This is a genomic window from Streptomyces sp. RB17, from assembly GCF_009604455.1.
Lineage (GTDB): Bacteria > Actinomycetota > Actinomycetes > Streptomycetales > Streptomycetaceae > Streptomyces.
The window spans coordinates 67,553-93,458 of record NZ_WEGL01000001.1 but is presented as its reverse complement, the minus strand read 5'-3'; the positions used below and the strand labels follow the sequence as shown (position 1 = coordinate 93,458).

Sequence of the window (25,906 nt, the reverse complement as noted above, 5' to 3'; positions counted from 1 at the left end):
TGTCGGATCTGCGGCTCCGCCGCGTGGGCGCGACCAGCCGCAACCGGCCCGCAGCCACCCACGGCGCTCAAGTCGAACGGCGCTCCAGTGGACCGGCGCTCGAAGCGGAGCGCTTACTTGCCCTTGGCGGCTTCCTTGAGCTTGGAGCCCGCGGTGACCTTCACGCTGTAGCCGGCGGGGATGTTGATCGGCTCGCCGGTCTGCGGGTTGCGCGCGGTGCGAGCGGCACGGTGGGTGCGCTCGAAGGTCAGGAAGCCGGGGATGGTGACCTTCTCGTCGCCCTTGGCGACGATCTCGCCGACGGTCTCGGCGAACGCGGCCAGCACGGCGTCGGCGTCCTTGCGGGTCACCTCGGCGCGGTCGGCCAGCGCGGCCACCAGCTCACTGCGGTTCATGTTGTTACTCCCGTGTTTTTCTTGCCGTTGGGGTGTGCCACGCGGCGGAGACGCCCGAGGCACTGCGATGCCGATGCGCTCGCGCCCAGGGACGCATCCTGCCCCTACCTGCGGCGGTAAAGCCAATCCGGCACCCGTAGGAGTCGTGAGAACACCCTGGGGAGTCACACGAAAAGCGCCCGCTCGGCGTCACCCTAGAGGGCGCCCGGCATCGGCTGGTTCCACGACGCGCCGGTACGGGGGCCGCCGTGGTGATCCTCACAGCCCCTGCACAGTACGGCACGCCGTCACCGGGACGTCGCCCGGGCGCCGCTCAGCCGTCACCCGACAGAGCGGCGCGGAAGGGACTAGACCGTCGCGCCGGCGGCCTTCGCGGCCTCGCGGACCGCGCCGGCGACGGCGCCCGCGACCTTGTCGTTGAAGACGCTCGGGATGATGTAGTTCGGGTTCAGCTCGTCCTGGCTGACCACGTCGGCGAGGGCCTTCGCGGCGGCCAGCATCATCTCGGTGTTGACGGTGCGGGACTGGGCGTCCAGCAGGCCGCGGAAGACGCCCGGGAAGACCAGCACGTTGTTGATCTGGTTCGGGAAGTCGGAGCGGCCGGTGGCCACAACGGCCGCCGTCTGGCGGGCGATTGCGGGGTCCACCTCGGGGTCTGGGTTCGCGAGCGCGAACACGATGGCGCCGTCGGCCATGGCGGCCACGTCGTCGCCGTCGAGGACGTTCGGGGCGGAGACGCCGATGAAGACGTCGGCGCCCCGCACGGCCTCCTTGAGGGTGCCGGTGAGGCCCTCGGGGTTGGTGTTGTCGGCGATCCAGCGCAGCGGCGAGTCGGCCGGGGCGTCCACCAGGTCCTCGCGCCCGGAGTGGACGACGCCGTGGATGTCGGCGACGACGGCGTTCTTCACACCGGCGGCGAGCAGCAGCTTGAGGATGGCCGTACCGGCCGCGCCGGCGCCGGACATCACGACCCGGATGTTCTCGATCGCCTTGTCCGTGACGCGCAGGGCGTTGGTCAGGGCGGCGAGGACGACGATCGCGGTGCCGTGCTGGTCGTCGTGGAAGACGGGGATGTCGAGGGCCTCGCGCAGCCGGGCCTCGATCTCGAAGCAGCGCGGCGCGGAGATGTCCTCCAGGTTGATGCCGGCGAACCCGGGGGCGATCGCCTTGACGATCTCCACGATCGCGTCGCTGTCCTGGGTGTCCAGGCAGATCGGCCAGGCGTCGATGCCGGCGAAGCGCTTGAAGAGGGCCGCTTTGCCCTCCATGACGGGCAGCGCGGCCTTGGGGCCGATGTTGCCGAGGCCGAGCACGGCGGAGCCGTCCGTCACGACCGCAACGGAGTTGCGCTTGATGGTGAGGCGGCGGGCGTCCTCGGGGTTCTCGGCGATCGCCATGCAGACGCGGGCCACGCCCGGCGTGTAGACCATGGACAGGTCGTCACGGTTGCGGATGGGGTGTTTCGACGCCATCTCGATCTTGCCGCCGAGGTGCATCAGGAACGTACGGTCGGAGACCTTGCCGAGGGTGACGCCCTCGATCCCGCGCAGCTTCTCGACGATCTCCTCGGCGTGGGCCGTGGAGGTGGCCGCGATGGTCACGTCGATACGGAGCTTCTCGTGGCCGGACGCGGTGACGTCGAGGCCGGTGACCGAGCCTCCGGAGGACTCCACGGCGGTGGTGAGCTGCGAGACGGCGGTTCCGCTCGCGGGCACCTCCAGCCGGATGGTCATCGAGTAGGAGACGCTGGGCGCCGTTGCCATGGCCGACTTCCTCTGCTTTCACCGTGTCGCGAGTTGTGCCGTCCGATCGTCGCACCTACCGCGGAGTACGTGGTAGTCGCCCTGGATTGCGGACGTTTTGTTCATGAGCGGTGCCTGGTTGGTGCATGGTTTCGGAAAACCACTTCCACCATACGAGAGACGATCAGACAAAGAAAGAGGCCCACGTCACACGGACGTGGGCCTCTCTCACGCTGACGACACCGACCCGCCATGCTCGCCTCGCGGCAAGTGGTCCCTCGCAGGGACAAAGGTTGGGCCCGGGGGCTTGGATCGAGCCGGTGTCGCATCCAGGCTAACAAACGGATGCCGAGGACCATTCCCCTCGCGCGGAGTTCACAGGAATCTCAGTCCCTCAGCAGATCCGGCACCCCGGCCGCGTCCGGCTCGTCCCGGTCGCCCGACACCACCGTCAGCTGCTGGGTGGCCCGGGTCAGCGCCACGTAGAGCACGCGCAGGCCGGCCGGGGACTCGTCGGCGATCTCCGCGGGCGAGACGACCACGGTCGCGTCGTACTCCAGGCCCTTGGCCTCCAGGCTGCCGAGCGCGACGACCCGGTCGCCGAGCCCGGCCAGCCAGCGCCGGGCCTCCTCGCGCCGTTTCATGGCGACGACCACGCCGATCGTGCCGTCCACCAGGCCCAGCAGCCGCTCGGCCTCCGCCCGCACGCTCCGCTGCAGGGAGTCCCGTACGACGGTGCCCTGTTCCGTGTTCGTTCTCACAAAACGCGGCTCGACCCCGGTGGAACGCACCGCGCTGGGCGCCTCGGAGCCGGGCATGGCGAGCGCGAGCACCCTGGCGGCCAGCTCGGCGATCTCCGCCGGGTTGCGGTAGTTCACGGTGAGCTGGAAGCGGCGCCGGGGGCGGGTGCCGAGGGCCTCGTCGCGGGCCTCGGCCGCCTCGTCCGGGTCGGACCAGGAGGACTGGGCCGGATCGCCGACGACCGTCCAGGTGGCGTGCCGGCCACGGCGGCCGACCATGCGCCACTGCATCGGCGTGAGGTCCTGCGCCTCGTCCACGATGACGTGCGCGTACTCGGTGCGCTCCTGCGCGAGGCGCTCGGCCCGCTCCCGCTGCGACTCCTCGCGCACGGGCATCAGCTCCTCCAGCCCGGTGAGCTGGTCCAGCGGATCGAACTCGCGCCTCTTCCTCGGGCGGGCCGGGGCGCCGAGGATCGCCTGGAGCTCGTCCAGCATGGCGATGTCGTGCACGGAGTGCCCGGTGCGCTGGAGCGAGCGGGCGACCCTGCGGACCTCGCCGGGGTTGAGGATCCGGCGGGCCCAGCGGCCGAGCCGCCGCTCGTCGGCCATGGCGGCGAGCACGGCCTTCGGGGTGAGCTCGGGCCACCAGGCGTCGAGGAAGGCGATGAAGGAGTCCTCGGTCGTGACGTCCTCGTCGAAGGAGGAGCGCAGCTCGGCGGCCAGCTCCGGGTCGGTGTGCCGGGCGGCCGCCCCGGACTTGGCCCACAGGGCGTCCAGCAGCAGCTTGCGGGCGCGCGGGCGGAGCAGGTTGACCGGCGCGGTGCCGCCGAGAGCGTTGCGGCGGACGCGTTCCAGCTCCTCCGCCTCCAGCTCCAGGCGGCGTCCGAAGGCGACGACGCGCAGGCGGGTGGGCGGCCCGCCGAAGGCCCGCGCCGTCCTGTCGCCGGTGCCGCCGGTGTCGCCCCTGTCGTCGGCGGCGTCGGCGGCGTCGGCGGCGTCGTCCAGGGCGAGCTGCCCGGCCGCCCGGGTGCCGGCCGGTCCCAGTTCCAGGGCGCCACGGGCGGCCTTCCGCAGCACCTTCAGCATCCGGTACGAGCCCTTGGCGCGGGCCACGGACGGGGAGTCGTACAGCGTGGCCTCGGCGCCGTCGACGAGCGAGCCGATCGCGCGGATCGCGACCTGGCCCTCCTCGCCGAGCGAGGGCAGCACGCCCTCGGTGTAGGCGACGAGCAGCGGGGTCGGGGAGACGATCAGGATGCCGCCCGCGTACCGGCGACGGTCCTGGTAGAGCAGGTAGGCGGCGCGGTGCAGGGCGACGGCGGTCTTGCCGGTGCCCGGGCCGCCCTCCACGTACGTGATCGAGGCGGCGGGGGCCCGGATGACCAGGTCCTGCTCGGCCTGGATGGAGGAGACGATGTCCCGCATGGTGTGGCCGCGGGCCTGGCCGAGGGCGGCCATGAGGGCGCCGTCGCCGATCACGGGCAGCTCACGGCCGTCGAGGCGGGCGGTCAGCTCGGGCCGCATCAGATCGTCCTCGACGCCGAGCACCCGGCGCCCCTTGGACCGGATCACCCGGCGCCGTACGACCCGCCCGGGCTCCACCGGGGTGGCCCGGTAGAAGGGCGCGGCGGCGGGTGCCCGCCAGTCGATGACCAGCGGCGCGTAGTCCGCGTCGAGCACACCGATGCGCCCGATGTGCAGGGTCTCGGCGATGTCGGCGGTGTTGTCGTCCCGCACGGCGCCCTCGGCGGGCTCCACGGCGGTGTAGGCCCCGTCGGGCCCCTTCTTCCCGTCCTTGCCGAGCAGCAGGTCGATCCGCCCGAAGAGAAAGTCCTCGAACTCGTTGTTCAGCCGGTTCAGGTGGATGCCGGCCCGGAAGACCTGCGCGTCCCGCTCGGCCAGCGCGCCCGGGGTGCCGACCTGGCCGCGCTTGGCCGCGTCGTGCATCAGGAACTCGGCCTCATGGATCTTCTCCTCGAGCCGCCGGTACACCCGGTCCAGGTGTTCCTGTTCGACGCTGATCTCTCGGTCGCGCACGGAGTCGTGTGCGTCGCGTACCGAGCCGACCGCGGACTGCTGAACCTGAGCGGCCACCTGGCCCCCTTCTGACGTGCTGGGCAGCCGTCAACCGTACGCGAAGGGGGCCCGTGGAGGCTACGGCGCCTACGCCGGGACCTGCACCAGCTTCTTGCCCTCGAAGGTCACCACCTCGAAGTGGTCGATCTCATTGGGCTTGAAGGCCGCCGCGCCGCCGATGTAGAGCGGTTTCTTCGACTCCGGCGTCTTCCCGTTCGGGATGCCGTAGCCCCAGTTCGGCACCGACCAGGAGGACATCGTCACGCGCTGCCCGTTCTTCGCGACGAGCACCAGCGAGCACTTCAGCGGCCCCTTGGCGTTCTTCAGCTGCAGCACCGCCTGGGTACCCCAGTCCTTCTGCGCCATCCCGATGGTCGCGCTGATCTGGGACGAGGGGTCCGTGGCCGACGTCTTGTCGGGCATGGCCTCGAACGTGGTCTGCGCCGAGGACGCGGTCACCTGACCGCCGCCGCCCGACCCACTGTTCACCGCCACCGCCGCCAGCGGCCCGGCGATGATCAGGGCAGCGGCCGCCGCGATCATGTAGAAGCTGCGCCGGCGCTTCTGGGCGCGCTTCTCGGCGACCTCGTCGACGAGCTTCTCCACGATCCGCGGGCTGGGCCTGGCGGACAGCGACTCGCCGATCGCGGGGGTGCTGCCGGAGCCCGGCAGGTCCGCGAGCGCGGCCAGCATCGGCTCCATCCCGGCCAGCTCGTCCAGCTGCTGGGCACACCACTCGCAGCCGGCGAGGTGCGCTTCGAAAGCGGTTGCCTCGGCGTCGTCGAGAATCCCGAGGGCGTAGGCGCCGACGGTCTCGTGTTCGCTCGGCACCGAAGATCCCGATTGGGGGCTCATGGGCCCAGACATACCCGGACCACCTGCACCGAATCCCTGCATTCCCCCGTAACCACTGCTCATCACGCCGTCACCCCCCGCTCCTCCAGTGCCAGCTTCATCGATCGCAGGGCGTAGAACACCCGAGACCGCACCGTGCCGCTGGGAATGCCCAGCGTCTCGGCCGCCTCATTGACCGTACGCCCCTTGAAGTACGTCTCGACGAGCACCTCCCGGTGGGCCGGGGTCAGGTCGTCGAGCGCGTCCGACAGCGTCATCAGCCACAGCGCCTTGTCGATCTCGTCCTCCGCGGGGATGACCTCCAGCGGCGACGGATCGACCTCCTGCGGCCGGGCCTGCCGGCTGCGGTGGCCGTCGATGACGATGCGGCGTGCGACCGTCACCAGCCAGGGGCGTACCGAACCGGTCGCCCGATTGAGCTGACCGGCGTTCTTCCAGGCACGGATGAGCGTTTCCTGTACGACGTCCTCGGCGCGCTGCCGATCACCGGCGACCAGCCGCAGGACATACGCAAGCAGAGGTCCGGCGTGCTCTCGATAGAGGGCACGCATCAGCTCCTCATCGGGTTCCGAGGGCTGTGAGGACATGCGATGTCGGGCCCTCGATCCACGTTCATTGGCCACGGCCGCATCCTTGCGCACGCCCACCTCCGGTGTCCGGGGGTTCCCCCAGTCGGTCGCTCGCCCACCCGTACGGAAGGAAACGGCGCGGCGTTCAAACGGAGATGACAGTTTTCTCAGGGGTGACGTGACGAGCGGGACATGCGTGCACAATCCCACCGCGCGATCTTTACAATTCAGACACAGGGTCGGGGGCGGCCACCGCTTCCCGTGCACGACACACCCAAACCCGGTGTTACGGAAATCACGCCCGCGCGAGCGCGGCCCGCCGCCGGTGCCGGGCCACCCGCTCCCGGTTTCCGCAGACCTCACTGGAACACCACCGCCGGCGCCGCCCCCGGGAGGTGTCCAGGTACACGAGCGGGCAGTTGTCCCCCTCACACTCCCGCACGGCCGCCCGCGCGACGGGGTCGGTGAGCAGCTCCACGGCGTCCCGCGCGACGAGCGCGAGCAGCCCGGCGCAGCTCGGCGGGTGGGTCAACTCCCTGGTGAGCCTGCCGTCTCCACGGCGTACGGCACACAGAACGGGGGGAGGGGCTTGGGCGACCTCATTGACCCGCAGGAGCGCGCTCTCGTACGACGGCGTGTCCGGCACGTGCGGATTGCGTACCAATTGCCCGATGTTCGCGCGCAGTTCCCGGAACCCGACCAGCCAGGAGGCGTCGGCTTGCCCGAGCGCCGTCCCCTCCGGCACGAGCCCCACCCCACCGATCCACGCGCACAACGCCTCGACGCCGTCCAGCCGTTCGGCCGGATGCATGGTCGCCAGCAGGTCGAGACAGATCCGTCCGGCATCGAACCGCGGCTCGTACGGGGGCGTGGCCGTACCCAGTGCCATGTGCCTGTCACCGCCTAGGCAGGAAGCGTGGGGCGCTTCTCGGTGGGGCTCTCCTCCTCACAGTGCCCGCCCCGGGCCTCGGCCGGAACCCCTCGTACCTGTACTTCAGGCGAGGTCCGGGGTCGGGCGCAGGACCAGCGAGACGAAGCCGAAGGCGTCCCGGTAGCCGCGCAGCCACTCGGTGCGACGGGCGGTCGCGGTCGCGAGCACCTGCGAACTGTCCGGATCATCAGGATGGTCCAGGGCCCACGCGGCCAGCGAACCCCAGCAGGCCCATTCGTAGTCGTCCAGCTCCTGACGCGTGCTGACGTGCCCGTCGACAGGAGTCCAGCCGTCGGCGACGACACGGTCCACCGTGCTCGCGAGATCGGTGAAGTCCCCGAGGATCTCGACGGTCTCCGGCGACGGAGGGCGCTCCCAGAAACCGTCTCCGATGAGCACACGGCCACCGGGGGCCAGATGCCGGCGGGCCGCGGCGAGGGTGGGAAGCAGTCCGCCGAAGGCATGCGCGGCCCCGAAGCTGAGGATCACGTCGAACGGCTCGTCGGAGATGAACTCCTCGGCCTTCTGGCGGTGGAGGACGAGACGGTCCTGCACCCCGAGACCGCGCGCCGAGGCGGCGGCCTGGCCCAGGGCGTCCCCGGACATGTCCACGCCCTCGGCCCTTACACCCGGTCGCATGACCAGGGCCCGCAGAAGCCATTCCGCCGGGCCGCAGCCGAGGTCGAGCACACGCTCGTCGCCCCTGGGGAGACCGCGCTCCAGCAGCCGACGCACGGAGTCGTCGTCGAGGGGGGATTTGATCGGGTGTCCGCGATGGGCGATCCGCGACGTCTCTTCACGATTCACCTGTGCAGAGTGCCAACGGCTGCGCTCGCTCGCACCCCATTTACGCGGCTGTGCTGTCTGCCGCGTACTGGAGGAAGTCCGACCAGGTGGTGGGGGTGACGGTGAGGTGGGGGGCGGTGGGGGTCTTGGAGTCGCGGATGTGGATGGTGGTGGGGGTGGGGGCTATTTCGACGCAGTTCGAGGCGTCGGGGCTGTAGCTGGACTTCTTCCAGTGGAGTTCGGGCACGGTTTCCTCAGACGGTCTGGGCGATGCGGTGGATCAGATCACGGGACTCTGCGGGTTTGAGGGCGTTCGCCTCCATGCGGTCGAGGACGAAACGGTACTTGTCCAACTGCGCCTCGGCATCCAGGAACTCACAGCCGTGATGGGTGTCCAGTTGAACGGTGTCGAGCTGAGGAACGTGCCCCACCAGGTAGTCGATGGACTGTCCGGTGCCGGGAAAGCAGCCCTTACCGAAGGGGATGACCCTCACGGTCACGTGTTCCAGCTCGCTCATGTCCAGGAGGTGTTCGAGCTGAGCGCGTACGGTGGTCGGGCCGCCGTACCCCATGTGCAGAGCACACTCATGGATCACCGCCGAGTACGGGGGCGGGTCGTCACGATGCAGGATCTCCTGCCGCTTGATGCGGTGACTGACCCGGTGCTCGATCTCGTACTGCCGTAGCGGCGGCACCGCCTCCTTGAAGAGGGCGCGAGCGTGATCGGTCGTCTGGAGCAGCGCCGGGATGTGGATGACCAGGGCAACACGCAGCTCTGCCGCGTGATACTCCAACTCGGCAAGGTCGATAAGGCCGATCGGCAGGTGGTCACGGTAGGTGTCCCACCATCCGTGCACGCGCTGAGTCATCGCGGCGAGCGCGTCCACCAGGTCCCTGTCCTGGCAGTCGTAGGCACGAGCCAGAGAGCGAACGCGGTCGGAGCTCAGGGGACTGCGGCCAGTCTCGATCATGCTGACGCGGCCTTGGTTGACGCCGAGCCGGGCAGCGGCTCCAGTCGCCGTGAGGCCTGCTCGCTCACGGAGTTTCCGCAGTTCAGCGCCCAGCCGCCGTTGACGCAGGGTGGGTGTGCTGGTGAGTGGCAAGGACCCTCCTTCCCGTCACCTGTTGTACCCCACAGGAGGTAATCACTGATGAACTTCCCTCGATCCACCGAGAAGTATCTCAAGACTGCGCTAGCGTACACAGCATCGCCCAACTCCCCTCACTCCAAAGCCGGAAGCGCACCTCCCCAGGCAGAGCCACCGCCGGGCGGAATGGTTGAGCGAGCCCGAAGTCCCTTCTCTCGTCGGAGGTTTTCATGGGCACCGTATCCCTGCCCGACACCTGGGTGTACGCCCTTCGCCTGCCGCATGATCCCCGCGCGGCACGCGTCGCACGTATGACCGTGCGGACGGTGCTGGGCAGTCACGGGAGACACGAAGCGCTGGAGGCTGTCGAGTTGTTGACGTCGGAGTTGGTCACCAACGCGTACCGGCACACCCACGGCCCCGCCTCCCTCCGGCTCACCGCCCTCGCGGACGGGAGGCTCAGGGTCGGGGTCTGGGACAGTCATCCGCGCATCCCCGCGCCCTTCGGCGACCCTCCTTGGGATCGTCTGCCGCCCGTCCCGGCGGACGCCGAAAGCGGGCGTGGGCTGCACCTCGTGCAGGAGTACGCCGACTGGTGGGGCGGCTTCCGCATCGGGGACGGTCCGCTGGAGCGCGGTGCCGGGAAGCTGCTGTGGTTCGAGGTGGGGGCTTGGACGAGGACGGGGCACGTCAACGGTGCGGGCCGTCCCGCCAAGAGGGCCGGGGCCGGGGCGTCCACGCGTGACGGCAGAGGCGGATCACGAGGTGGGTGAAGACGGTGGCCGGGACGAGGATCCGGGCGATCCAGGAGAAGCACAGCCAGATGTCGGCCCAGGACGTCGCCGTCTTCCAGCCGTGAGGCAGGCCGATGAGAACCATCGACGTCAAGAGTGTGAGGACGACGAGGAACGACAGGGAAAAGCTCACGCGTCCGCGTACTTCGCGTCCGTCGCCGGGTCCAGGGCCAGGCGGTAGCCCCGCTTCACCACCGTCTGGATCAGCTTGGGCGCGCCCAGGGCCGTACGGAGGCGGGCCATCGCCGTCTCCACCGCGTGTTCGTCGCGGCCGGAGCCCGGCAACGCGCGGAGCAGGTCCGCCCGCGGTACCACCCAGCCGGGGCGGCGGGACAGGGCTCGGAGCAGAGCCATGCCCGCCGGGGGGACCGGCTTGAGGGTGCCGTCGACCAGGACCGCGTGGCCCCGGATCTCCACCCGGTGGCCGGCGACCGGCAACGCGCGGGCGCGGGCCGGGAGTTCCTGGCAGAGGAGCTGGACCAGGGGGCCCAGGCGGAAGCGTTCCGGCTGGACCGTGTCCACGCCGTGGCCCTGGAGGGGGATCGCCGTGACCGGGCCCACGCAGGCCGGCAGGACGTCGTGGGCGAGGGCCGACAGCAGCTCCTCCAGCAGGCCCCGGGTCTCCGCCCGGGAGAGCAAGGACGCTGCCGCGGGGGCGCTCGTGAAGGTGAGGGCGTCCAGGGAGCGGGTGATCGTCGCGTCGAGGAGGCGGTCCAGCGGGGTGATGTCCTCCGGCGGCATCCAGCGGTACACCGGGACCGGGACGACCTCCGCTCCCCCGGCCCGCAGGGATTCGACGAACCCCGGGAGCGGCTCGCCGTGCAGCTGTACGGCGATACGGCGGCCGTCGACGCCCTCCTCCAGCAGGCGGTCCAGGACCTCGGCCAGCGATTCCGAGGACGGCGACCACTCCTCCGTCAGGCCCGCCGCGCGGATCGCACCCTTGACCTTGGGGCCCCGGGCCAGCAGCTCGGCGCCGCGCAGCCCGCCGAGCAGCTGCTCGCCGAGGCCCCAGCCGTCGGCGGCCTCGATCCAGCCCCGGAAGCCGATCGCCGTGGTGGCCACGACCACGTCGGGCACCTGGTCGATGATCTCCTTCGTCGCGGCGAGGAGTTCGCCGTCGTCGGCCAGCGGCACGATGCGCAGGGCGGGTGCGTGCAGGACGGAGGCGCCGCGCCGCTGGAGCAGGGCGCCCAGCTCGTCGGCCCGGCGCGCGGCGGTGACACCCACGGTGAATCCCGCGAGCGGACCGTGCTCGACGGCTCCGGGTTGCTGCTCTTCGTCGTACATGGGGCATCTCCTAGCTGACCGGCGCGCGAACCGAGCCTGTCAACAGCGCGTGACAGGCTCGGTTCCGCTTCATTGCACCGGTGTTACGTCACACTTCGGCATAGCTGAGCTGCGCCTTTGTCTCCGAAGCCGCCACCGCCACAGCCGGTCGCGCCGCGCGGCGAAGGTATACGGCCCAGGTCACCACGAAGCAGGCGCCGTAGAAGGCGAGGAAGGCGACGAACGCTCCGGTGCCGGTGCCGTAGGAGAGGAAGGACTGGCGGAAGGCGAGGTTGATGCCGACTCCGCCGAGCGCGCCGACCGCGCCGATCAGGCCCATGGAGGCACCGGACAGCCGGCGGCCGTAGAGCGCCGCGGCCTCCCCCTCCAGGCCCTTGGCCAGGGCCTTTGCCTGGAAGATGCCCGGGATCATCTTGTACGTCGAGCCGTTGCCGATCCCGGTGAGGGCGAACAGCACCACGAACGCCACGACGAACAGCGGCAGCGACTTCTGCACACTGGCGGCGACCAGGACGGCGGTGGCGGCAGCCATGGCGACGTAGTTCCAGAGGGTGATCCGTGCGCCGCCGTAGCGGTCGGCGAGCCGGCCGCCCACGGGCCGGACCAGGGAACCGAGCAGCGGGCCGATGAAGGTGAGGTACGTCGCCTGCAGCGGGGTCCGCCCGAACTGGTTCGTCAGCACCTGGCCGAAGGCGAAGCTGTAGCCGATGAAGGAACCGAAGGTGCCGACGTAGAGGAAGGACATGATCCAGGTGTGGGCGTCCCTGGCCGCGTCCTTGGCCGCGCCGGTGTCGTTCTTCACCGTCGCCAGGTTGTCCATGAAGAGGGCGGCGAGCACGGCGGCGACGACGATCAGCGGGATGTAGATGCCGAGCAGGAGGCGCGGTCCGCCGTTCGCGCCGATGACCGCGAGCGCCACCAGCTGGATCGCCGCCACGCCGATGTTGCCGCCGCCCGCGTTCAGGCCGAGCGCCCAGCCCTTCTTCCGCAGCGGGAAGAAGGCGTTGATGTTGGTCATGGAAGAGGCGAAGTTGCCGCCGCCGATGCCGGCCAGCAGGCCGACGACGAGGAACGTGGTGAAGGACGTGCCCGGCTTCATCACCGCGAAGGCCGCGATCGTCGGGATCAGCAGCAGACTCGCCGAGATGATCGTCCAGTTGCGGCCGCCGAAGACGGCCACGGCGAAGGTGTAGGGGACGCGGACGGCGGCGCCGACGAGGGTGACCATCGAGGTCAGCAGGAACTTGTCGGCGGGCGTGAGGCCGTACTCCGGGCCCATGAACAGGACGAGGACGGACCACAGGGTCCAGATCGAGAAGCCGATGTGCTCGGAGAGGACGGAGAACCACAGGTTGCGGTTGGCGATCCGCTGCCCGGTCGCCGTCCAGAATCCCTCGTCCTCCGGGTCCCAGCGCTCGATCCAGCGGCCACTGCGACGGGTTGGGGCTGTTGGGGCTGGGGCTGTCATCACGCCTCCACGGGGCTCCGGCTGCACGGTCTGCCGTCGACCTGCCATCGACCGGCTCAGCCCGAAGGTAGGGAGGGCGCGTTTCCTGCCTGTGGCTGTGGGTGACCGGAAGGGAACGTTGCTCTCACTCGGCGCGGGGGCGGCCGGTGAGGGGAAGCCCCGGGAGCTCAGGACGCGATCTTGTACCGGTGCTCCGGGCGGCCCGTCGCCCCGTACCGGAGCACCAGGCGAACCGTGCCCTCCTTGACGAGGTACGACAGATAGCGCTGGGCCGTGGCCCGGGAGACGCCGGTCAGCTCGGCGGCCTCGGCGGCCGACAGGTCGCGGTGGGCGGCGCGCAGCGCCTGCTGGACGAGGGCGAGCGTGGGCGCGGAGTGGCCCTTGGCCGGGACCCGGGGCACGGCCGGTGGCCGGACGGCGCTGAACAGGGCGTCCACATCGGCCTGTTCGGTCTCCGTGGTCTCCCCGAGGGTGTCCACGCGGTGCTGGAGTTCGCGGTACGAGGTGAGCCGCTCGGCCAGGTCGGCGGCGCCGAAGGGCTTGACCAGATAGCCCACGGCGCCGAGTTTCATGGCGGTGCGCACCGAGGCGATGTCCCGGTCCGCGGTGATCACGATGGCGTCGGGGCGGGCGCCGCCCGCGTCCCCGGTGAGCCGGCGCAGCACGTCCAGTCCGCTGCCGTCGGGCAGGAAGATGTCGAGGAGGAGAAGGTCGGGGCGCAGGTCGTGGGCCGCCCGGAGTGCCTCGGCCACGCTCGCCGCCTCGCCCACCACCTCGTAGCCCGGGACCCGGGACACGTAGTCGCAGTGGATGTGGCTGACCCGGAAGTCGTCGTCCACGACCAGGGTGCGGATCATCGGCTCTCACCTCCCACGGGCAGCGCCTTCGTGACACGTTCCCCCTGGATGTCGCCCTGGCTTTCCCGGCGGCTCTCCCGCTGCGGTACGGCGAGGTCCGGGAGTCGTACGGTGAAGACCGCGCCCGGACCCTCGCTGACGGTGATCGTGCCGCCGTGCCGCGACACCAGGCGGTGGACCAGCGCCAGGCCGAGGCCGCGCCGGGCGGTGCCCCGGTCGGGCCGGGTCGACCAGCCGTCCTCGAAGATCGACTCGTGGGCGCCGGGCGGGATGCCGGGGCCGGTGTCCGCCACCCGCACGGTCGTCCCGTCCCCGTCCCCGTCCCCGTCGAGCGTGAGCCGCACCGCGCGTCCGCCCGCCGGGGGCGGCCCGTCGCCCGCCGCGTCGATCGCGTTGTCCAGCAGATTGCCGACGATCGTCAGCAGCCGGCGCAGCTGCGGCGGGTCCTCGCCCAGCGCGGAGTCCTCGTCCAGCTCGACCCGTACCCCGCGTTCGGCGGCGACCGTCGTCTTGGCCACGACCAGGCCGACCATCAGCGGGTTCCCGATCCGCCGGCGCACGGACTCGGTGAGCGCCTGCCCGGCGCCGGCCGACTCGACGGCCACCTCGTACGCGTCGTCGTACGCCCCGATGTCCAGCAGCCCGGCGAGCGTGTGCATGCGGTTGGTGAACTCGTGCTGCTGCGCCCTGAGCGCGTCGGTCAGCCCGCGCACGGAGTCCAGTTCCCGCAGCAGTCCGACCAGCTCGGTGCGGTCGCGGACGGTCACCACCGCGCCCAGTTCGCGCCCGCGCAGGGTCACCGGCATCCGGTTGACGGCCAGACAGTGCTCGTCGGTCAGCACGCTGATGTCGGTGCCGGTCAGGGTGCCGTCCAGGGCCCGGCGCAGCCGCCCGTCGGGCAGCACCTCGTCCAGGGTGCTGCCGAGCGCGGTGCCGAGGCCGAGCAGGCGGCGCGCCTCGTCGTTCACCACGGTGATCCGGCCGTCCGGATCGAAGGCGAGCACGCCCTCCCGGATCCCGTGCAGCATGGCCTCCCGGTCCTGCAGCAGCCCGGCGATCTCCTCCAGCTCGAGCCCGAACGTGATCCGCTTCAGCCGCCTGGCCAGCAGATACGCGGCCGCGCAGCCGAGCGCGGTGGCGATCGTGGCGTACACGGCGAAGGTGGGCAGCTCACGCCACAGCTCGCCGAGGACGTCGTGTTCCGGGATGCCCACCGACACCTCGCCGACCAGTTCGCCCGCCGGGCCGTACAGCGGGGCCTTGCCGTTGGCGGACCGCCCGGTCGCGCCCTGGTCGGTGCCGACGTGCGTCCGCCCGTCCCGCGCCACGACCGGCTCGGTCACCGGCTCGCCGACCAGCTGCGGGATGGGGTGCGAGTGGCGGATGCCGTGCAGGTCGATCACCACGACGTACCTCGCCCCCGACGCCCGCCGGATCCGCTCGGCGACGTGCTGCACCACGTCTGTGCCGTCGCCGTCCGCCATGGCCCGGCGGATCTGCGGGTCGGCGGCCGTCGTCTGCGCGAGGGCCACGGCCCGCCCTTCGTAGGTACGGTCGAGCGCGGAGCGCTGCGCGAAGGCGAACAGCAGGAAACCGATGGCGCCCGTGAGCGCCAGGATGACGAGCTGGCTGACGAGGATCCGCGCGGACAGTCTCCCCCTCCCGCCGCGGCCGATCCGAATACGGATGGGTGTCACAGGTGCCTCTTCGCCCCGGTCGGGGGTGGTACTGGGCCGGCCCTGCGCCGTACCCGTGGTGGCGTGATTGTGCCTGATGGCCGAATTGCTGCCCACCCCCGAGGCGCTGAGCTAAACGAGCAGAACCCTGGTTTTCGCGGCTATCGCGGGATACCTCGGAAACAGCGACGTAACGTCCGGCCGCCTCTAGCGTCTGCCTTCCCCCGCCCCGACGAGGTGCGGAACCCGACCTGACGAGGTGGAAGGAGACGGCCTCACATGGCTTCGCGAAACGATGTCGCGAAGAGCCCGGCCGCCGCTGCGGCGGAGCGCGAGGACGCGCGCATCGAGATATCCGGGCTCACCAAGCGATTCCTGACTCCTGCCGGTGAGGTGTTCACGGCGCTGCAAGGCGTTTCGTTCACCGTGGAGCCGGGTCAGTTCTGTGCGGTGGTCGGTCCCACCGGCTGCGGCAAGTCGACCACCCTGGGCTTGGTGTCCGGGCTCGACCGGCCCAGCGAGGGCTCGGTGAAGGTCGGCGGCCGTGAGGTGGACGGCATCACCGACGGCGTCAGCTTCATGTTCCAGGCGGACGCGCTGCTGCCCTGGAAGACCGTCCTCGGCAACGTGCTGATGGGCCCGGTCTTCCGTGGCGTGCCCAAGCAGCAGGCGCAGGCCTCGGCCCGGGACTGGCTGCGCCGGGTCGGTCTCTCCGGGTTCGAGGACCGCTATCCGCACCAGCTCTCCGGCGGCATGCGCAAGCGCGTGGCGATGGCCGCGGCGCTGATCAACGAACCCAAGATCCTGATCATGGACGAGCCGTTCGGCGCCCTGGACGTGCAGACCAAGGCGATCATGTCGACCGAGCTGCTGGGCCTGTGGGAGCAGATCCGTCCGTCCGTCGTCTTCATCACCCACGACCTCGACGAGGCCGTGGCGCTCGCCGACCGGGTCGTCGTGATGACCTCAAGCCCCGGTTCGGTCAAGGCGGTCTTCGACATCGACCTGCCGCGGCCGCGCGGCTCCGTCCAGGAGATCCGCTTCGACCCCCGCTTCATCGAACTCCAGCACCAGATCTGGGAAACGCTGCGCGAAGAGGTCGAGCGCGCGTACGCACGCACCGCAGGAGGCACGGCATGAGCACGACGTCCACCGCTTCCGCCGCGCCGGTCACCGGCGGCGGGCAGACCTCGGCGGCGGCCGCCGCCAAGCGGGCCGCCCGGCGTCGCGTCGCCTCGGTGTGGGCGGGCCGCATCGGCATCGCGGCGTTCGTCATCGGCGGCTGGCAGGCCTTCACCACCTGGGGCCTCGTCGACCCGTTCTTCTTCGGGCAGCCGTCGGGCATCTGGAAGCGGCTGATCGATCTCTTCCAGCACGGCACCGAGTTCGGCTCCTTCTACGCCAACATCTGGACCACCATCCAGGAGGCGCTCCTCGGCTTCGCCGTCGGTTCCGTCGCCGGAGTCGTCGTCGGCGTGGCGCTGGGCCAGAGCCGCTATCTGTCCGACGTCCTCGGGCCGTACATCAAGATGGTCAACGCGATCCCCCGGATCGTGCTCGGCTCGATCTTCATCGTCGCCTTCGGCATCGGCGTCACCCCGAAGATCCTGCTCGCCGCCGTGCTGGTGTTCTTCATCGTCTTCTTCAACGCCTTCCAGGGCGTCCGCGAGGTCGACCGCAACATCCTCGCCAACGCCAAGGTGCTCGGGGCCTCCCAGACGCAGATCATCCGGCACGTCGTCGTGCCCTCCGCGCTCACCTGGATCATCGCCAGTCTGCACAGCGCGTTCGGCTTCGCCATCGTCGGCGCCCTGGTCGGCGAGGTGCTCGGCGCACAGAGCGGCCTCGGCCTCGTCATCAAGACCGCGCAGAACAACTTCGACCCCAACGGTGTGTTCGCGACGATGCTCGTCATCGCGGTCATCGTGCTGGGCGCGGAGTGGCTGATCGGCAAGCTCGAACACCGGCTGCTGGCCTGGCGCCCGCCGGCCCCGACCGAGGCGAACTCCCTCTGACCTCCCTGCCAACTCCCTTCCCTCTCCCCCGCGTTGCGCGTCCCCCGCATGTCCGAAAGGAAAGAGCCGTCATGCTGAAGAGAGCCCTCACCGCATCCCTCGTCACCGCCCTCACCCTCGGCGCCGCCACCGCCTGCTCCGGCAGCCCCTCCGCCTCCGGTTCGGGCGGCACCCCGACCGTCAAGCTCATGGTCGGCGGCATCGACAAGCAGATCTACCTGCCGTACCAGCTCGCCCAGAACCTCGGCTACTACAAGAAGTACGGCGTCAATGTCGTGCTGAGCACCGAGCAGGACGGCGGCACCGGTGCCGAGGACGCCATGGCCTCGGGGCAGGTGGACATGGCGGGCGCCTGGTACAACCACACGATCGACTTCCAGGTGAAGGGCAAGGCGGTCGAGGACGTCGTCCAGCTGTCCGGCGCTCCGGGCGAGCGGGAGATGTGCGCCACGAAGAGCGGGGTGCGCTCGGCCGCCGACTTCAAGGGCAAGACGCTCGGTGTCACCGACCTGGGCTCCGGCACCGACACCCTCACCCAGTTCCTGGCCGCCAGGAACAGCGTGAAGACCGGCGACTTCCACCGGATCGGGGTCGGCGCGGGCTCGACCGCCATCGCCGCGCTGCAGAACGGCAAGGTCGCCTGTGTGATGACGACGCAGCCGACGGTCGCCGCGATCGAGAAGAAGAAGGTCGGCTACTCGGCGGTCGACGTGGCCACCACCACGGGTGCCAAGGCCGCGACGGGCGGCGCCTGGCCGGCCGCGGGTGTCATCGCCCGTACCGACTGGGTGAACGCGCACAAGGACTCGGTGCAGAAGGTCGTCGACGCGCTCGTGGCCACCATGCACTGGATCGACACGCACAGCGCGGCCCAGATCGCCGACAAGCTGCCGCAGTCGTTCGTGCAGAACCAGCTCGTGACGAAGGCCGACTACGTCTCGGCCCTGACCCAGGACAAGGGGCAGTTCCTGCCGGACGGCCTCATGCCGGCGGGCGGCCCGAAGAACGTGCTGGCCACGGAGGAGCTGGTTGGCCACGCGACCTCGAAGGTCGACCTCGGCACGACGTTCACCAACGACTTCGCCCTCGCGGCCAACAAGAAGGAGGGCTTCACCACCACGACGACCCCGGCGGGTCCGCAGGGCTGATCCGCGACGCGCGCACGGGACCGCCCGGGTGACTACGACCCGGGCGGTCCCGTGCGCGTTCCGCTCCCCCCGGCGCCCGTCATCGCCGTCTCGTCGACGGCAGGCATCCAGCTCCCGTGCGGCCGCCGCAGCCACCCCTCCGCCGCCGCGAGCTCGGCCGCCGCCCGGCGCAGCGCGTCCAGTCCGGGATGGACCAGCCCCCTGCGCCACACCAGGGAGACCGGCGACAGCGGTACGGGGTCGACGAGGGGGCGTCGTACCGTGCGGGGCATCGCCGGAAAGTCCACGACGGCCAGGACCGGATGCCTGGTCTTGGCCATGATCCGCTCGAACTCCTCGTCCCCGACGGCCAGCGGCAGGGGCGGGGCGAGCCGGATGCCGTGCTCCGCGAAGAGCCGGCTCCCCAGGTCGGTCCACTCCAGGGTGCGCGGGTTCCCGGCACCGGCGTACACCGTCTCGCCGGCCAGCGTGGCCACCGGCACCTCGGCGCGGGCGGCCAGTGGATGGTCCTCGGGCAGGACGACGGCCATCGGCTCGTGGCGCACCGGCTGCTGTTCGAGCCCGGACCTGAGCGCCGGGTCCAGGCCGGCGAAACGGCCGAAGGAGGCGTCGAGCCGGCCGGCGAGCAGGTCGGCGGCGGCACCGGTCAGACCGCTCTCGTAGCGGGCCATCAGCTCGCGGTCCGGGGCCAGTTCACGGGCCCGGTGCAGCACGCGGCGGCCGGTGACCAGGCCCGGCGAGTTGAGGTCCACCAGCAGCGGGCGGGAGGGGCCGGAGGCGAAGGCGGCACGCAGGTCGTCCTGGGCGGCGAGGACCCGCCGGGCGTACGGCAGCAGCCGTTCGGCGTCCGCGGTCGGCGTCACCTGCCGGGTCGTCCGCACGAACAGCTCGGCGCCCAACTCCCGCTCCAGCCGCCGTACATCCCGGCTGAGCGCCTGCTGGGCGACGTACAGACGGGCCGCGGCCCGGGTGAAGTGCAGTTCCTCGGCCACGGCGACGAAGGCGCGCAGCAGCCGGGGATCGATGTCGGCGGGAACGGGCATGCACGTGAACTTACAACGCGGGTGCGTGAATCGGCACCGAGAAGGTGTTGGACCCCGTGATCCACTCGGGGCGAGGGTGAGTCCATGCCCTCGGCCATATCCTCCACCACCAGCGGCTACCGCCGCCTCTTCGCCCTCCCCGGCGCCCGTGCCTTCACCACCGGCAACGTCCTCGCCCGGCTGCCCATGGGCATGTTCAGCGTGAGCGCCGTCGTGATGATCGCCGGCTCGCGGGGCTCGTACGCCCTGGCCGGTGCCGTCACCGCGACCGGTCTCGCGGCGACCGCACTGGCCGGACCGTGGCTCGCCCGGCTCGTCGACCGGCACGGACAGGCCCGGGTTGCCGTACCGGCCACGCTGGTCTCCGTGCTCGGCAGCCTGACCCTGCTGCTCTGTGTCCGCTACGGCGCCCCGGACTGGACCCTGTTCGCCGCGTACGCCCTCACCGCGGCCACCCCGAACATCGGCGGCCTGTCCCGCGCCCGCTGGGCCCATCTGCTGGGCGAGGACGCCGGCGCGCTGCACACCGCGAACTCCTTCGAACAGGCCGCCGACGAGCTGTGCTTCATGCTCGGCCCGGTGCTGGCGTCCTTCCTCACCGGCACGTTCTTCCCGGAGGCGGGCACGCTCACCGGCGCGGTGCTGCTGCTCGCCGGCATGCTGCTGTTCACCGCCCAGCGGGCCACCGAGCCGCCGCCACGGGCCCGCACCCAGGCGCCCTCGCCGCTGCGCAGCCCGGGCATCCCGCCCCTGCTGGCCTGTTTCACCGCGACCGGGGCGGTGTTCGGCTCGATGGAGGTCGTCACGATCGCCTACGCCGACGCGCAGGGTCACCGTACGGCGGCGGGCGTGATCCTCGCTCTCCAGGCAGCGGGCTCGTGCGCGGCGGGCCTGGCCTTCGGAGCACTGAAGCCGAAGCACACGGCAACCCACGCGGACGCACCCCCTGCTCCGGGAAGCGCGGCACTCCACGCGGACCCCGCCCTCACCCCTAAACGCACAGCCACCCACGCCGACTCGACCCTCACCTCGAAGCGCACAGCAACCCACGCAACCCCGACCCACACCCCCGACCGCAGGACAACTCACCCCGGCACGGCTCTCACCCCCGACCGCACAGCGACCCGCCGGGACCCGGCCCCCACCCCCGACCGCACGACAACCCACACAGACCCGACCCTCACCCCCGACCGCACAGCGACCCACGCGGACGCGGCCTTCACCCCGAGGAGCACGGCGCCCCATGCGGCCCCGGCCCTCACCCCGCAGCGCACGGCGACCCGCACAGACACGGCCCTCACCCCGCAGCGCACCGCAACCCACGCAGGCCCTGCCCAGACCCCCCAGCGCACCGCAACCCACCCAGACCCCGCCCTCACCCCGAAGCACACCGCAACCCACCCAGACCCCGCCCAGGCCCCGGAGTGCGCCGTGCACCCCGCGCACGGGGGGCCGGTGCCGGAAGGTTCGGGTGGGGAGCCCTTGGCGGCCGGGCCCGGTCTCTCGCGCTGGCTGGCTGCGATGGCCGTGCTGATGACCCTGCCGTGGGTGGCCGCCGCGACCGCCGGGGCCCTCCCGGTGCTGGCGGGGGCGCTGCTGGTGGCGGGCATGGCGACCGCGCCGACCATGGTGACGGCGATGGGGCTGGTGCAGCGGCGCACCCCCGCCGACCGCCTCAACGAGGGAATGAGCCTGGTGGTGACCGGGCTGCTGACCGGCATCGCCTGCGGCTCGGCGACGGGCGGCTGGGCGACCGAGCACCTCTCGCCGGTCGCGGCCTTCGCCGTACCGGCCGTCGCGGCCGCCCTCGCGCTGCTCATCGACTCCTGCGCGCGGGCGGCCGGTTCACACCGCCGAGCGGTGGCGCGCGGATCAGTTCTGTCGTAGCGCGGGCATCGGCAGCGAGATGCCGTACGCGGTCGCGCCCGCGCCCACGCCGCCCTCACAGGTGTTCGGCGGGGTCGTGCCGCTGCCCCGGGTGGAGGGGCGTTCGGCGGCCCAGAACATCTGGCCGAGCATGCCGGAGGTGCTGCCGGCGCCGTTCGGGGCGACCGACTGGACGAACGAACCGGTGGAGTTCTCCAGGGAGTTCGCGAAGTTCGTGCACTCGGGCAGGGTCTTGCTCTGGTCACTGATGTAGACGGCGCCGGTGAACTTGGCGGGTGCGAGCGGCGGGATCGGGGGCGCGTAGGTCGGCTTGCCGTCCACGTGTTCCTGCCAGTTGGCGATGGCCGAGCTGGTGGAGGGCTGCCGGGAGGGCACCATCGCGTTGGCGTAGTCGAGGACCGGCGTGTCGGTGCGCAGCCAGTCAGTGGTCGCCTTGCGGTCGAGGTCGATCAGCCAGCGGTCGCCGGCGGCCACGTCGATGGTGAGGCGGGCGGCGGGGTCGGCACCGGAGGCGTCGTAGGCGTGGACGGCCCGGTAGGCGTCGATGAAGGACTGCAGGCCGGTGAGGTCGGGGCCGGTGTTCTGCTCGTAGTCGATCTCGATGCCGACGCCGAGGTCGCTCGCCACAGCGGCGGCCCGCTGTCCGAGGAGGGTCGGATTCTCGGCGAGCGCGCTGTCCCAGGAGTTGGTGTAGGTGATGCCGCCGATGGAGAGCATCACCCGGATCCCGTGGGAGGTGAAGTACTGGACGATGTCCTTTGTCATGCCGCGGGGCACGCCGTTCAGGGTGGTGGCGTCGGTGGTGCCGTGCAGCAGTTTGAGGGGTTCGACGAAGCTGAGGACGACGAGGTTGACCGAGGGCCGGCCGTCGCCGCGGTCGATCAGCCAGTGGTTCTGGCTGTCGAACTCGCTCACCGTCCGGACGGTGCCCCAGAGGCAGGCGTCGTTCGAGCAGTGCCAGGCGCCGTAGATCTGCATCGGGGTGGTGGCCGCGGCCGAGGCGGCGGGGGCCTGCGGGACGATCACAGCGCCGAGCAGCCCGAGGGCGAGGAGCAGTCTGCGGCGGAACCGGGTGCGCATACGAACCTCCGGGAGAGGAGCGGCCTGCGGGACGCGGGAGGTGGCGCCGGCAGCGTGGCAGGTCCAGACCAATCCGGCAAGGGGGTGTGCGTGCGCGGTTCGCGCGGTTCCGGGCATGACGAAGGCCCCGCCGCTGAACGCGACGGGGCCTTCGCCCACATGGGGTGACCCCCTAAGGGGCCTGGTGGAGATGGCGGGAATCGAACCCGCGTCCAACGGTGCGGAATCAGGGCTTCTCCGTGTGCAGTCCGCTTCGCTTTTCTCGGCCCCGGCGATCACGCGAACAAGTCGCCGACGGGCTCAGTCACTGTGTGGTTTCCCTCTTCACCCCGTGACCGGGATCAAGGTTTAGTCCCCTAGCTGATGCCAGGATCCGGGTCGGGAACAGCCCCGGGCTGACACTTCGCAAGTCGCTACTTAGGCAGCGAGGGCGAAGGAATCGCGCTTGGTGTTGGCGATTATTTTTTGCGACATATGGTTTACGAGATCATTGCCGCTTCCTCGACACGCTTCCCCTGCTTCGACAGCCGCTGTCGAAACCGATCATCCCCATGTTGATTTTTCAATCCCCTCCGCGGAGGGTCTGCGCACCCTCTGTGGAGTGCACTGCCATCGTACGTGACCTACGCACGACGATGCCAGCCTATTCCCCGGCGGCCGGCTAGACGCCGCGCTGCCTGCGCTTCGCCGCCGCGATCGCCCGGTCCGACTCCCGCCGGTCCTGCTTCTCCCGCAGAGTCTGCCGCTTGTCGTACTCCTTCTTGCCTCGCGCGAGGGCGATCTCGGCCTTCGCCCGGCCGTCCTTGAAGTAGATGGCGAGGGGCACGATCGTGTGACCCGTCTCCTGGGACTTCGACTCCAGCTTGTCGATCTCCTCGCGGTGCAGGAGCAGCTTGCGCTTGCGGCGCGCGGAGTGGTTGGTCCAGCTGCCCTGGTGGTACTCGGGGATGTGGGCGTTGTGCAGCCACGCCTCACCGCGGTCGATCTGGACGAAGCCGTCGGTAAGCGACGTCCGCCCCTCGCGCAGCGACTTGACCTCGGTACCCATGAGCACGAGCCCGGCCTCGTAGGTGTCGATGATCGCGTAGTCGTGCCGGGCCTTCTTGTTCTGGGCGACGATCTTGCGCTTGCCGCCCTTCTCGCCGTCCCGGGCCTTGGCGGCCCCGCCGCCCTGCTTGGGCTGGGACTCCTTGGGTACGTACATTCCCTTGCTCATAGTGCCGACCATTTTCGCACCACACAGGGGGTGTGAGTACAGCCGATTACGTGGGGCCGCACGACTGGTTACGAGGGGGCGCCCAGGCCGGTGAGGACCGTCTCGGCCCGGTTCAGCGCCTCCGGGCCCGCCTCCAGGTCGGGGGTGATGCCCCGGCCGTCGACCGCGTGGCCGGAGGGGGTGCGGTAGTGGCCGACGGTCAGCTCGGCCACCGAGCCGTCGGGCAGCTCGGTCGGCATCTGGATGGAGCCCTTGCCGAAGGTGCGCGAGCCGATCACCACCGCGCGGCCCCGGTCCTGGAGCGCGCCGGTGAGCATCTCGGCGGCGCTCATCGTGCCGCCGTCGACCAGGGTGACCAGCGGCCGGCCGGTGTCGCCGCCGGGTGCGGCGTGCAGGGAGCGCGGGGCGCCCTTGACGTCGTAGGTGGCGACCAGGCCGCCGTCGAGGAAGGCGGAGGCGGTGTCCACCGCCTCGGTGACCAGGCCGCCGGAGTTGCCGCGCAGGTCGAGGACGATCCCGTCGTCGGCCGGGGTCTGCCGCAGGGCGGCGCGTACGGCGTCTCCGGAGCCCTTGGTGAAGGCGGCGATCTTGATGACGGTGACCCCGCCGGGCAGTCGGCGCACGGTCACGGAGTCGGTGGACAGACTGGCCCGGTGCAGCGTCTCGGTCCACGCGCGCGTGCCGCGCTGAAGGCCCAGGGTGACGGGCGTGCCCGCGGCCGCGTCGTCGGCGTCGCCGCGCAGTAAGGAGACCACCTCGGTGACCGGCCGCCCGTCGACCTTGCTGCCGTCCACGCTGCGCAGCCGGTCGCCCTCGCGGATCCCGGCCTCGGCGGCCGGTGAGCCGGGCCGCACCCGGGTCACCTCGATCCGGCCGTCCCGCTCGCGCCTGGCCCACAGGCCGACGCCGGTGTAGCGGCCGTCGAGCGCCTCCTGGAACTCCTGGTACTCGCCCTCCGAGTACACCGCGCCCCAGCGGTCCCCGCTGCGGCTGACGGCCTGCTCGGCGGCCTCCATCGGGGACTTGCCGTCGGCCATCGCCTCGGCGGCGGCCTTCCGGACGTCCTCGTGCCCGGTGTCCGAACCCCCCGCAGGGGCGAGGATCTTCCGCGCGGACGCCGCGGGCGCGGTGGCGTCGGGCTCCGGGAAGGAGCCGGTGGCGGCGCCGGTGACCAGGACGCCGGCGAAGACCAATGTCAGGGCGGCCCCGCGGCGCATGCGGCGGGGCGGACAGAACAGGTCGCGACCTGACATGGCGGTGAGTCTAGGACAACGCGAAGGGCCGTACGGGCGGATGCCCGTACGGCCCTTTTGGCGTGCGTCACACCTTCAGGTACTTGCGCAACGCGAAGAACGCCGCAAGTGACGGCATGAGAACGCTCGTTGCGAGGATCAGCGGCAGCTTGGTCAACACCGCGTCCCAGCCCACGAAGTTGATCAGCGTGAGCTTGTGGGCGAGGTCCATGCCGTGGTCGATGGTGAAGTACCGGCCGACCACCAGGGCCACACAGGCGAGTCCGCCGCCGATGAGTCCGGCGACCGCGGCCTCGGCGATGAACGGCGCCTGGATGTAGAAGCCCGAGGCACCGACCAGGCGCATGATCCCGGTTTCGCGCCGGCGGCTGAACGCCGACACGCGCACGGTGTTGACGATCAGCAGCAGCGCGACGATCAGCATCATCGCCATCACGCCGAGCGCGCCCCGGTTCATCAGGTTCAGCAGCTGGAAGAGGTTGTCCAGGATGCCCTTCTGGTCCTGCACGGACTGCACACCGGGGCGCCCGTTGAAGGCGGACGCGATCACCTGGTACTTCTGCGGGTCCTTGAGCTTGATCCGGTACGACTCCTGCATCTGGTCCGGCGTCAGCGAGCTGGCCAGCGGGGAGTTGCCGAACTGCTCCTTGTAGTGCTTGTACGCCTGGTCCTGCGACTCGTAGGCGACCTTCTCGACGACCGGCATCTTGTGCAGGTCCGAGAGGATCTGCTTCTTCTGGTCCTCGGTCACCGCGCCCTTGGCGCAGTTGACGTCCGAGTCGGCGTCGTGCTTGTTGCACAGGAAGATCGAGACGTTGACCTTGTCGTACCAGTAGCCCTTCATGGTGCTCACCTGGTCGCTCATCAGCAGCGAGCCGCCGAAGAGCGCCAGGGACAGGGCGACGGAGACGATGACGGCGAAGGTCATCGTCAGATTGCGGCGGAGACCGACACCGATCTCCGACAGGACGAACTGGGCGCGCATGGCGTCTGGTCG

23 protein-coding genes and 1 other RNA gene are annotated in these 25,906 nt (G+C 70.8%); 5 read left to right on the top strand and 19 right to left on the bottom strand.

The genetic code is table 11. The features are described from left to right. Window positions 1–113: 113 nt before the first annotated feature. The 9 genes from SRB17_RS00365 to SRB17_RS00325 all read right to left on the bottom strand — a co-directional run bounded on the left by SRB17_RS00365 (window position 114) and on the right by SRB17_RS00325 (window position 9,197). Window positions 114–395 carry an HU family DNA-binding protein gene (locus tag SRB17_RS00365; RefSeq protein ID WP_023550134.1) on the bottom strand — a complete coding sequence of 94 codons (282 nt, stop codon included), beginning with the start codon at window positions 393–395 and terminating at the stop codon, window positions 114–116. A 347-nt stretch (window positions 396–742) separates the two neighbouring features. After that, the gene (locus SRB17_RS00360; protein ID WP_153533585.1) at window positions 743–2,158 is read right to left on the bottom strand and encodes an NAD-dependent malic enzyme; all 1,416 of its coding nucleotides are present in this window, start codon (window positions 2,156–2,158) and stop codon (window positions 743–745) included. Between the two features lie 365 nt (window positions 2,159–2,523). Next, window positions 2,524–4,971, bottom strand: coding sequence for a HelD family protein (locus tag SRB17_RS00355; RefSeq protein WP_323374776.1), 2,448 nt, complete (start codon window positions 4,969–4,971; stop codon window positions 2,524–2,526). A gap of 69 nt (window positions 4,972–5,040) precedes the next feature. Next, complete coding sequence (locus SRB17_RS00350) at window positions 5,041–5,808, bottom strand: anti-sigma factor family protein (protein ID WP_153533581.1); 768 nt, start codon at window positions 5,806–5,808, stop codon at window positions 5,041–5,043. A 62-nt stretch (window positions 5,809–5,870) separates the two neighbouring features. Continuing rightward, window positions 5,871–6,455: a sigma-70 family RNA polymerase sigma factor gene (locus SRB17_RS00345; RefSeq protein ID WP_030167252.1), complete on the bottom strand. Its 585-nt coding sequence runs from the start codon at window positions 6,453–6,455 to the stop codon at window positions 5,871–5,873. A gap of 217 nt (window positions 6,456–6,672) precedes the next feature. Continuing rightward, a complete protein-coding gene (locus tag SRB17_RS00340; protein WP_153533579.1) occupies window positions 6,673–7,266 on the bottom strand; it encodes a CGNR zinc finger domain-containing protein in 594 nt (197 codons plus the stop codon). Between the two features lie 105 nt (window positions 7,267–7,371). Beyond that, entirely contained in the window at window positions 7,372–8,115 is a 744-nt protein-coding gene (locus SRB17_RS00335; RefSeq protein ID WP_323374775.1) for a class I SAM-dependent methyltransferase, read from the bottom strand. Window positions 8,116–8,155: 40 nt separating this feature from the next. Further along, window positions 8,156–8,341 carry a DUF397 domain-containing protein gene (locus SRB17_RS00330; protein WP_323374774.1) on the bottom strand — a complete coding sequence of 62 codons (186 nt, stop codon included), beginning with the start codon at window positions 8,339–8,341 and terminating at the stop codon, window positions 8,156–8,158. A 7-nt stretch (window positions 8,342–8,348) separates the two neighbouring features. Continuing rightward, window positions 8,349–9,197, bottom strand: coding sequence for a helix-turn-helix domain-containing protein (locus SRB17_RS00325; RefSeq protein ID WP_153533577.1), 849 nt, complete (start codon window positions 9,195–9,197; stop codon window positions 8,349–8,351). Between the two features lie 215 nt (window positions 9,198–9,412). Between SRB17_RS00325 and SRB17_RS00320 the strand changes: the two genes are divergently transcribed. Beyond that, on the top strand, window positions 9,413–9,955 hold the full coding sequence (locus SRB17_RS00320; RefSeq protein WP_153533575.1) for an ATP-binding protein: 543 nt from the start codon (window positions 9,413–9,415) through the stop codon (window positions 9,953–9,955). Between the two features lie 150 nt (window positions 9,956–10,105). On the opposite strand, the gene SRB17_RS00315 is transcribed toward SRB17_RS00320, so the two are convergent. The 4 genes from SRB17_RS00315 to SRB17_RS00300 all read right to left on the bottom strand — a co-directional run bounded on the left by SRB17_RS00315 (window position 10,106) and on the right by SRB17_RS00300 (window position 15,288). Then, on the bottom strand, window positions 10,106–11,266 hold the full coding sequence (locus SRB17_RS00315) for a uroporphyrinogen-III synthase (RefSeq protein ID WP_153533573.1): 1,161 nt from the start codon (window positions 11,264–11,266) through the stop codon (window positions 10,106–10,108). An 88-nt stretch (window positions 11,267–11,354) separates the two neighbouring features. Next, complete coding sequence (locus SRB17_RS00310) at window positions 11,355–12,734, bottom strand: nitrate/nitrite transporter (protein ID WP_153533571.1); 1,380 nt, start codon at window positions 12,732–12,734, stop codon at window positions 11,355–11,357. Window positions 12,735–12,901: 167 nt separating this feature from the next. After that, window positions 12,902–13,591: a response regulator transcription factor gene (locus SRB17_RS00305; RefSeq protein WP_153533569.1), complete on the bottom strand. Its 690-nt coding sequence runs from the start codon at window positions 13,589–13,591 to the stop codon at window positions 12,902–12,904. Then, a complete protein-coding gene (locus SRB17_RS00300) occupies window positions 13,588–15,288 on the bottom strand; it encodes a sensor histidine kinase (protein WP_323374773.1) in 1,701 nt (566 codons plus the stop codon). The genes SRB17_RS00305 and SRB17_RS00300 overlap by 4 nt, the downstream gene beginning before the upstream one ends. A 258-nt stretch (window positions 15,289–15,546) precedes the next feature. Here SRB17_RS00300 and SRB17_RS00295 point away from each other — a divergent pair, with 258 nt between their 5' ends. The 3 genes from SRB17_RS00295 (at window position 15,547) to SRB17_RS00285 (ending at window position 18,430) form a co-directional block, all read left to right on the top strand. Continuing rightward, window positions 15,547–16,407, top strand: coding sequence for an ABC transporter ATP-binding protein (locus SRB17_RS00295; protein ID WP_153533566.1), 861 nt, complete (start codon window positions 15,547–15,549; stop codon window positions 16,405–16,407). After that, window positions 16,404–17,282 (top strand): ABC transporter permease, encoded by an 879-nt coding sequence (locus SRB17_RS00290; RefSeq protein ID WP_153533564.1) that lies wholly within the window; start codon window positions 16,404–16,406, stop codon window positions 17,280–17,282. Before SRB17_RS00295 ends, SRB17_RS00290 begins: the two co-directional genes overlap by 4 nt. A 71-nt stretch (window positions 17,283–17,353) precedes the next feature. Further along, window positions 17,354–18,430, top strand: a complete 1,077-nt coding sequence (locus tag SRB17_RS00285) for an ABC transporter substrate-binding protein (RefSeq protein ID WP_153533562.1) — start codon at window positions 17,354–17,356, stop codon at window positions 18,428–18,430. 32 nt (window positions 18,431–18,462) lie between these two features. Here SRB17_RS00285 and SRB17_RS00280 read toward each other — a convergent pair whose 3' ends face one another. Next, window positions 18,463–19,473 carry a LysR family transcriptional regulator gene (locus tag SRB17_RS00280; protein WP_153533560.1) on the bottom strand — a complete coding sequence of 337 codons (1,011 nt, stop codon included), beginning with the start codon at window positions 19,471–19,473 and terminating at the stop codon, window positions 18,463–18,465. Window positions 19,474–19,557: 84 nt separating this feature from the next. On the opposite strand from SRB17_RS00280, the gene SRB17_RS00275 reads away from it, so the two are divergent. Continuing rightward, window positions 19,558–21,360: an MFS transporter gene (locus SRB17_RS00275; RefSeq protein ID WP_153533558.1), complete on the top strand. Its 1,803-nt coding sequence runs from the start codon at window positions 19,558–19,560 to the stop codon at window positions 21,358–21,360. Here the strand turns inward: SRB17_RS00275 and SRB17_RS00270 are convergent. The 5 genes from SRB17_RS00270 to ftsX all read right to left on the bottom strand — a co-directional run bounded on the left by SRB17_RS00270 (window position 21,346) and on the right by ftsX (window position 25,894). Then, a complete protein-coding gene (locus tag SRB17_RS00270) occupies window positions 21,346–22,440 on the bottom strand; it encodes a hypothetical protein (protein WP_153533556.1) in 1,095 nt (364 codons plus the stop codon). The two genes, SRB17_RS00275 and SRB17_RS00270, sit on opposite strands and share 15 nt — an antisense overlap. Window positions 22,441–22,622: 182 nt before the next feature. Then, window positions 22,623–22,991, bottom strand: a transfer-messenger RNA (tmRNA) gene (gene ssrA / locus SRB17_RS00265). Window positions 22,992–23,101: 110 nt separating this feature from the next. Continuing rightward, window positions 23,102–23,644 carry an SsrA-binding protein SmpB gene (gene smpB / locus SRB17_RS00260; RefSeq protein ID WP_153535457.1) on the bottom strand — a complete coding sequence of 181 codons (543 nt, stop codon included), beginning with the start codon at window positions 23,642–23,644 and terminating at the stop codon, window positions 23,102–23,104. 80 nt (window positions 23,645–23,724) lie between these two features. After that, a complete protein-coding gene (locus tag SRB17_RS00255) occupies window positions 23,725–24,909 on the bottom strand; it encodes a S41 family peptidase (protein WP_194293870.1) in 1,185 nt (394 codons plus the stop codon). Between the two features lie 67 nt (window positions 24,910–24,976). Further along, the gene (gene ftsX / locus SRB17_RS00250) at window positions 24,977–25,894 is read right to left on the bottom strand and encodes a permease-like cell division protein FtsX (RefSeq protein WP_153533554.1); all 918 of its coding nucleotides are present in this window, start codon (window positions 25,892–25,894) and stop codon (window positions 24,977–24,979) included. Between the last annotated feature and the right edge of the window lie 12 nt (window positions 25,895–25,906).

What these genes read in the sequence shown, in the direction of transcription:
- SRB17_RS00340 (WP_153533579.1), bottom strand. Translation starts at nt 7,266, where the DNA reads ATGGCACTGGGTACGGCCACGCCCCCGTACGAGCCGCGGTTCGATGCC.
- SRB17_RS00310 (WP_153533571.1), bottom strand. Translation starts at nt 12,734, where the DNA reads ATGACAGCCCCAGCCCCAACAGCCCCAACCCGTCGCAGTGGCCGCTGG.
- SRB17_RS00285 (WP_153533562.1), top strand. Translation starts at nt 17,354, where the DNA reads ATGCTGAAGAGAGCCCTCACCGCATCCCTCGTCACCGCCCTCACCCTC.
- smpB (WP_153535457.1), bottom strand. Translation starts at nt 23,644, where the DNA reads ATGTACGTACCCAAGGAGTCCCAGCCCAAGCAGGGCGGCGGGGCCGCC.
- SRB17_RS00255 (WP_194293870.1), bottom strand. Translation starts at nt 24,909, where the DNA reads ATGTCAGGTCGCGACCTGTTCTGTCCGCCCCGCCGCATGCGCCGCGGG.
- SRB17_RS00290 (WP_153533564.1), top strand. Translation starts at nt 16,404, where the DNA reads ATGAGCACGACGTCCACCGCTTCCGCCGCGCCGGTCACCGGCGGCGGG.
- SRB17_RS00305 (WP_153533569.1), bottom strand. Translation starts at nt 13,591, where the DNA reads ATGATCCGCACCCTGGTCGTGGACGACGACTTCCGGGTCAGCCACATC.
- SRB17_RS00275 (WP_153533558.1), top strand. Translation starts at nt 19,558, where the DNA reads ATGCCCTCGGCCATATCCTCCACCACCAGCGGCTACCGCCGCCTCTTC.
- SRB17_RS00320 (WP_153533575.1), top strand. Translation starts at nt 9,413, where the DNA reads ATGGGCACCGTATCCCTGCCCGACACCTGGGTGTACGCCCTTCGCCTG.
- SRB17_RS00280 (WP_153533560.1), bottom strand. Translation starts at nt 19,473, where the DNA reads ATGCCCGTTCCCGCCGACATCGATCCCCGGCTGCTGCGCGCCTTCGTC.
- SRB17_RS00350 (WP_153533581.1), bottom strand. Translation starts at nt 5,808, where the DNA reads ATGAGCCCCCAATCGGGATCTTCGGTGCCGAGCGAACACGAGACCGTC.
- SRB17_RS00365 (WP_023550134.1), bottom strand. Translation starts at nt 395, where the DNA reads ATGAACCGCAGTGAGCTGGTGGCCGCGCTGGCCGACCGCGCCGAGGTG.
- SRB17_RS00315 (WP_153533573.1), bottom strand. Translation starts at nt 11,266, where the DNA reads ATGTACGACGAAGAGCAGCAACCCGGAGCCGTCGAGCACGGTCCGCTC.
- SRB17_RS00295 (WP_153533566.1), top strand. Translation starts at nt 15,547, where the DNA reads ATGGCTTCGCGAAACGATGTCGCGAAGAGCCCGGCCGCCGCTGCGGCG.
- ftsX (WP_153533554.1), bottom strand. Translation starts at nt 25,894, where the DNA reads ATGCGCGCCCAGTTCGTCCTGTCGGAGATCGGTGTCGGTCTCCGCCGC.
- SRB17_RS00360 (WP_153533585.1), bottom strand. Translation starts at nt 2,158, where the DNA reads ATGGCAACGGCGCCCAGCGTCTCCTACTCGATGACCATCCGGCTGGAG.
- SRB17_RS00270 (WP_153533556.1), bottom strand. Translation starts at nt 22,440, where the DNA reads ATGCGCACCCGGTTCCGCCGCAGACTGCTCCTCGCCCTCGGGCTGCTC.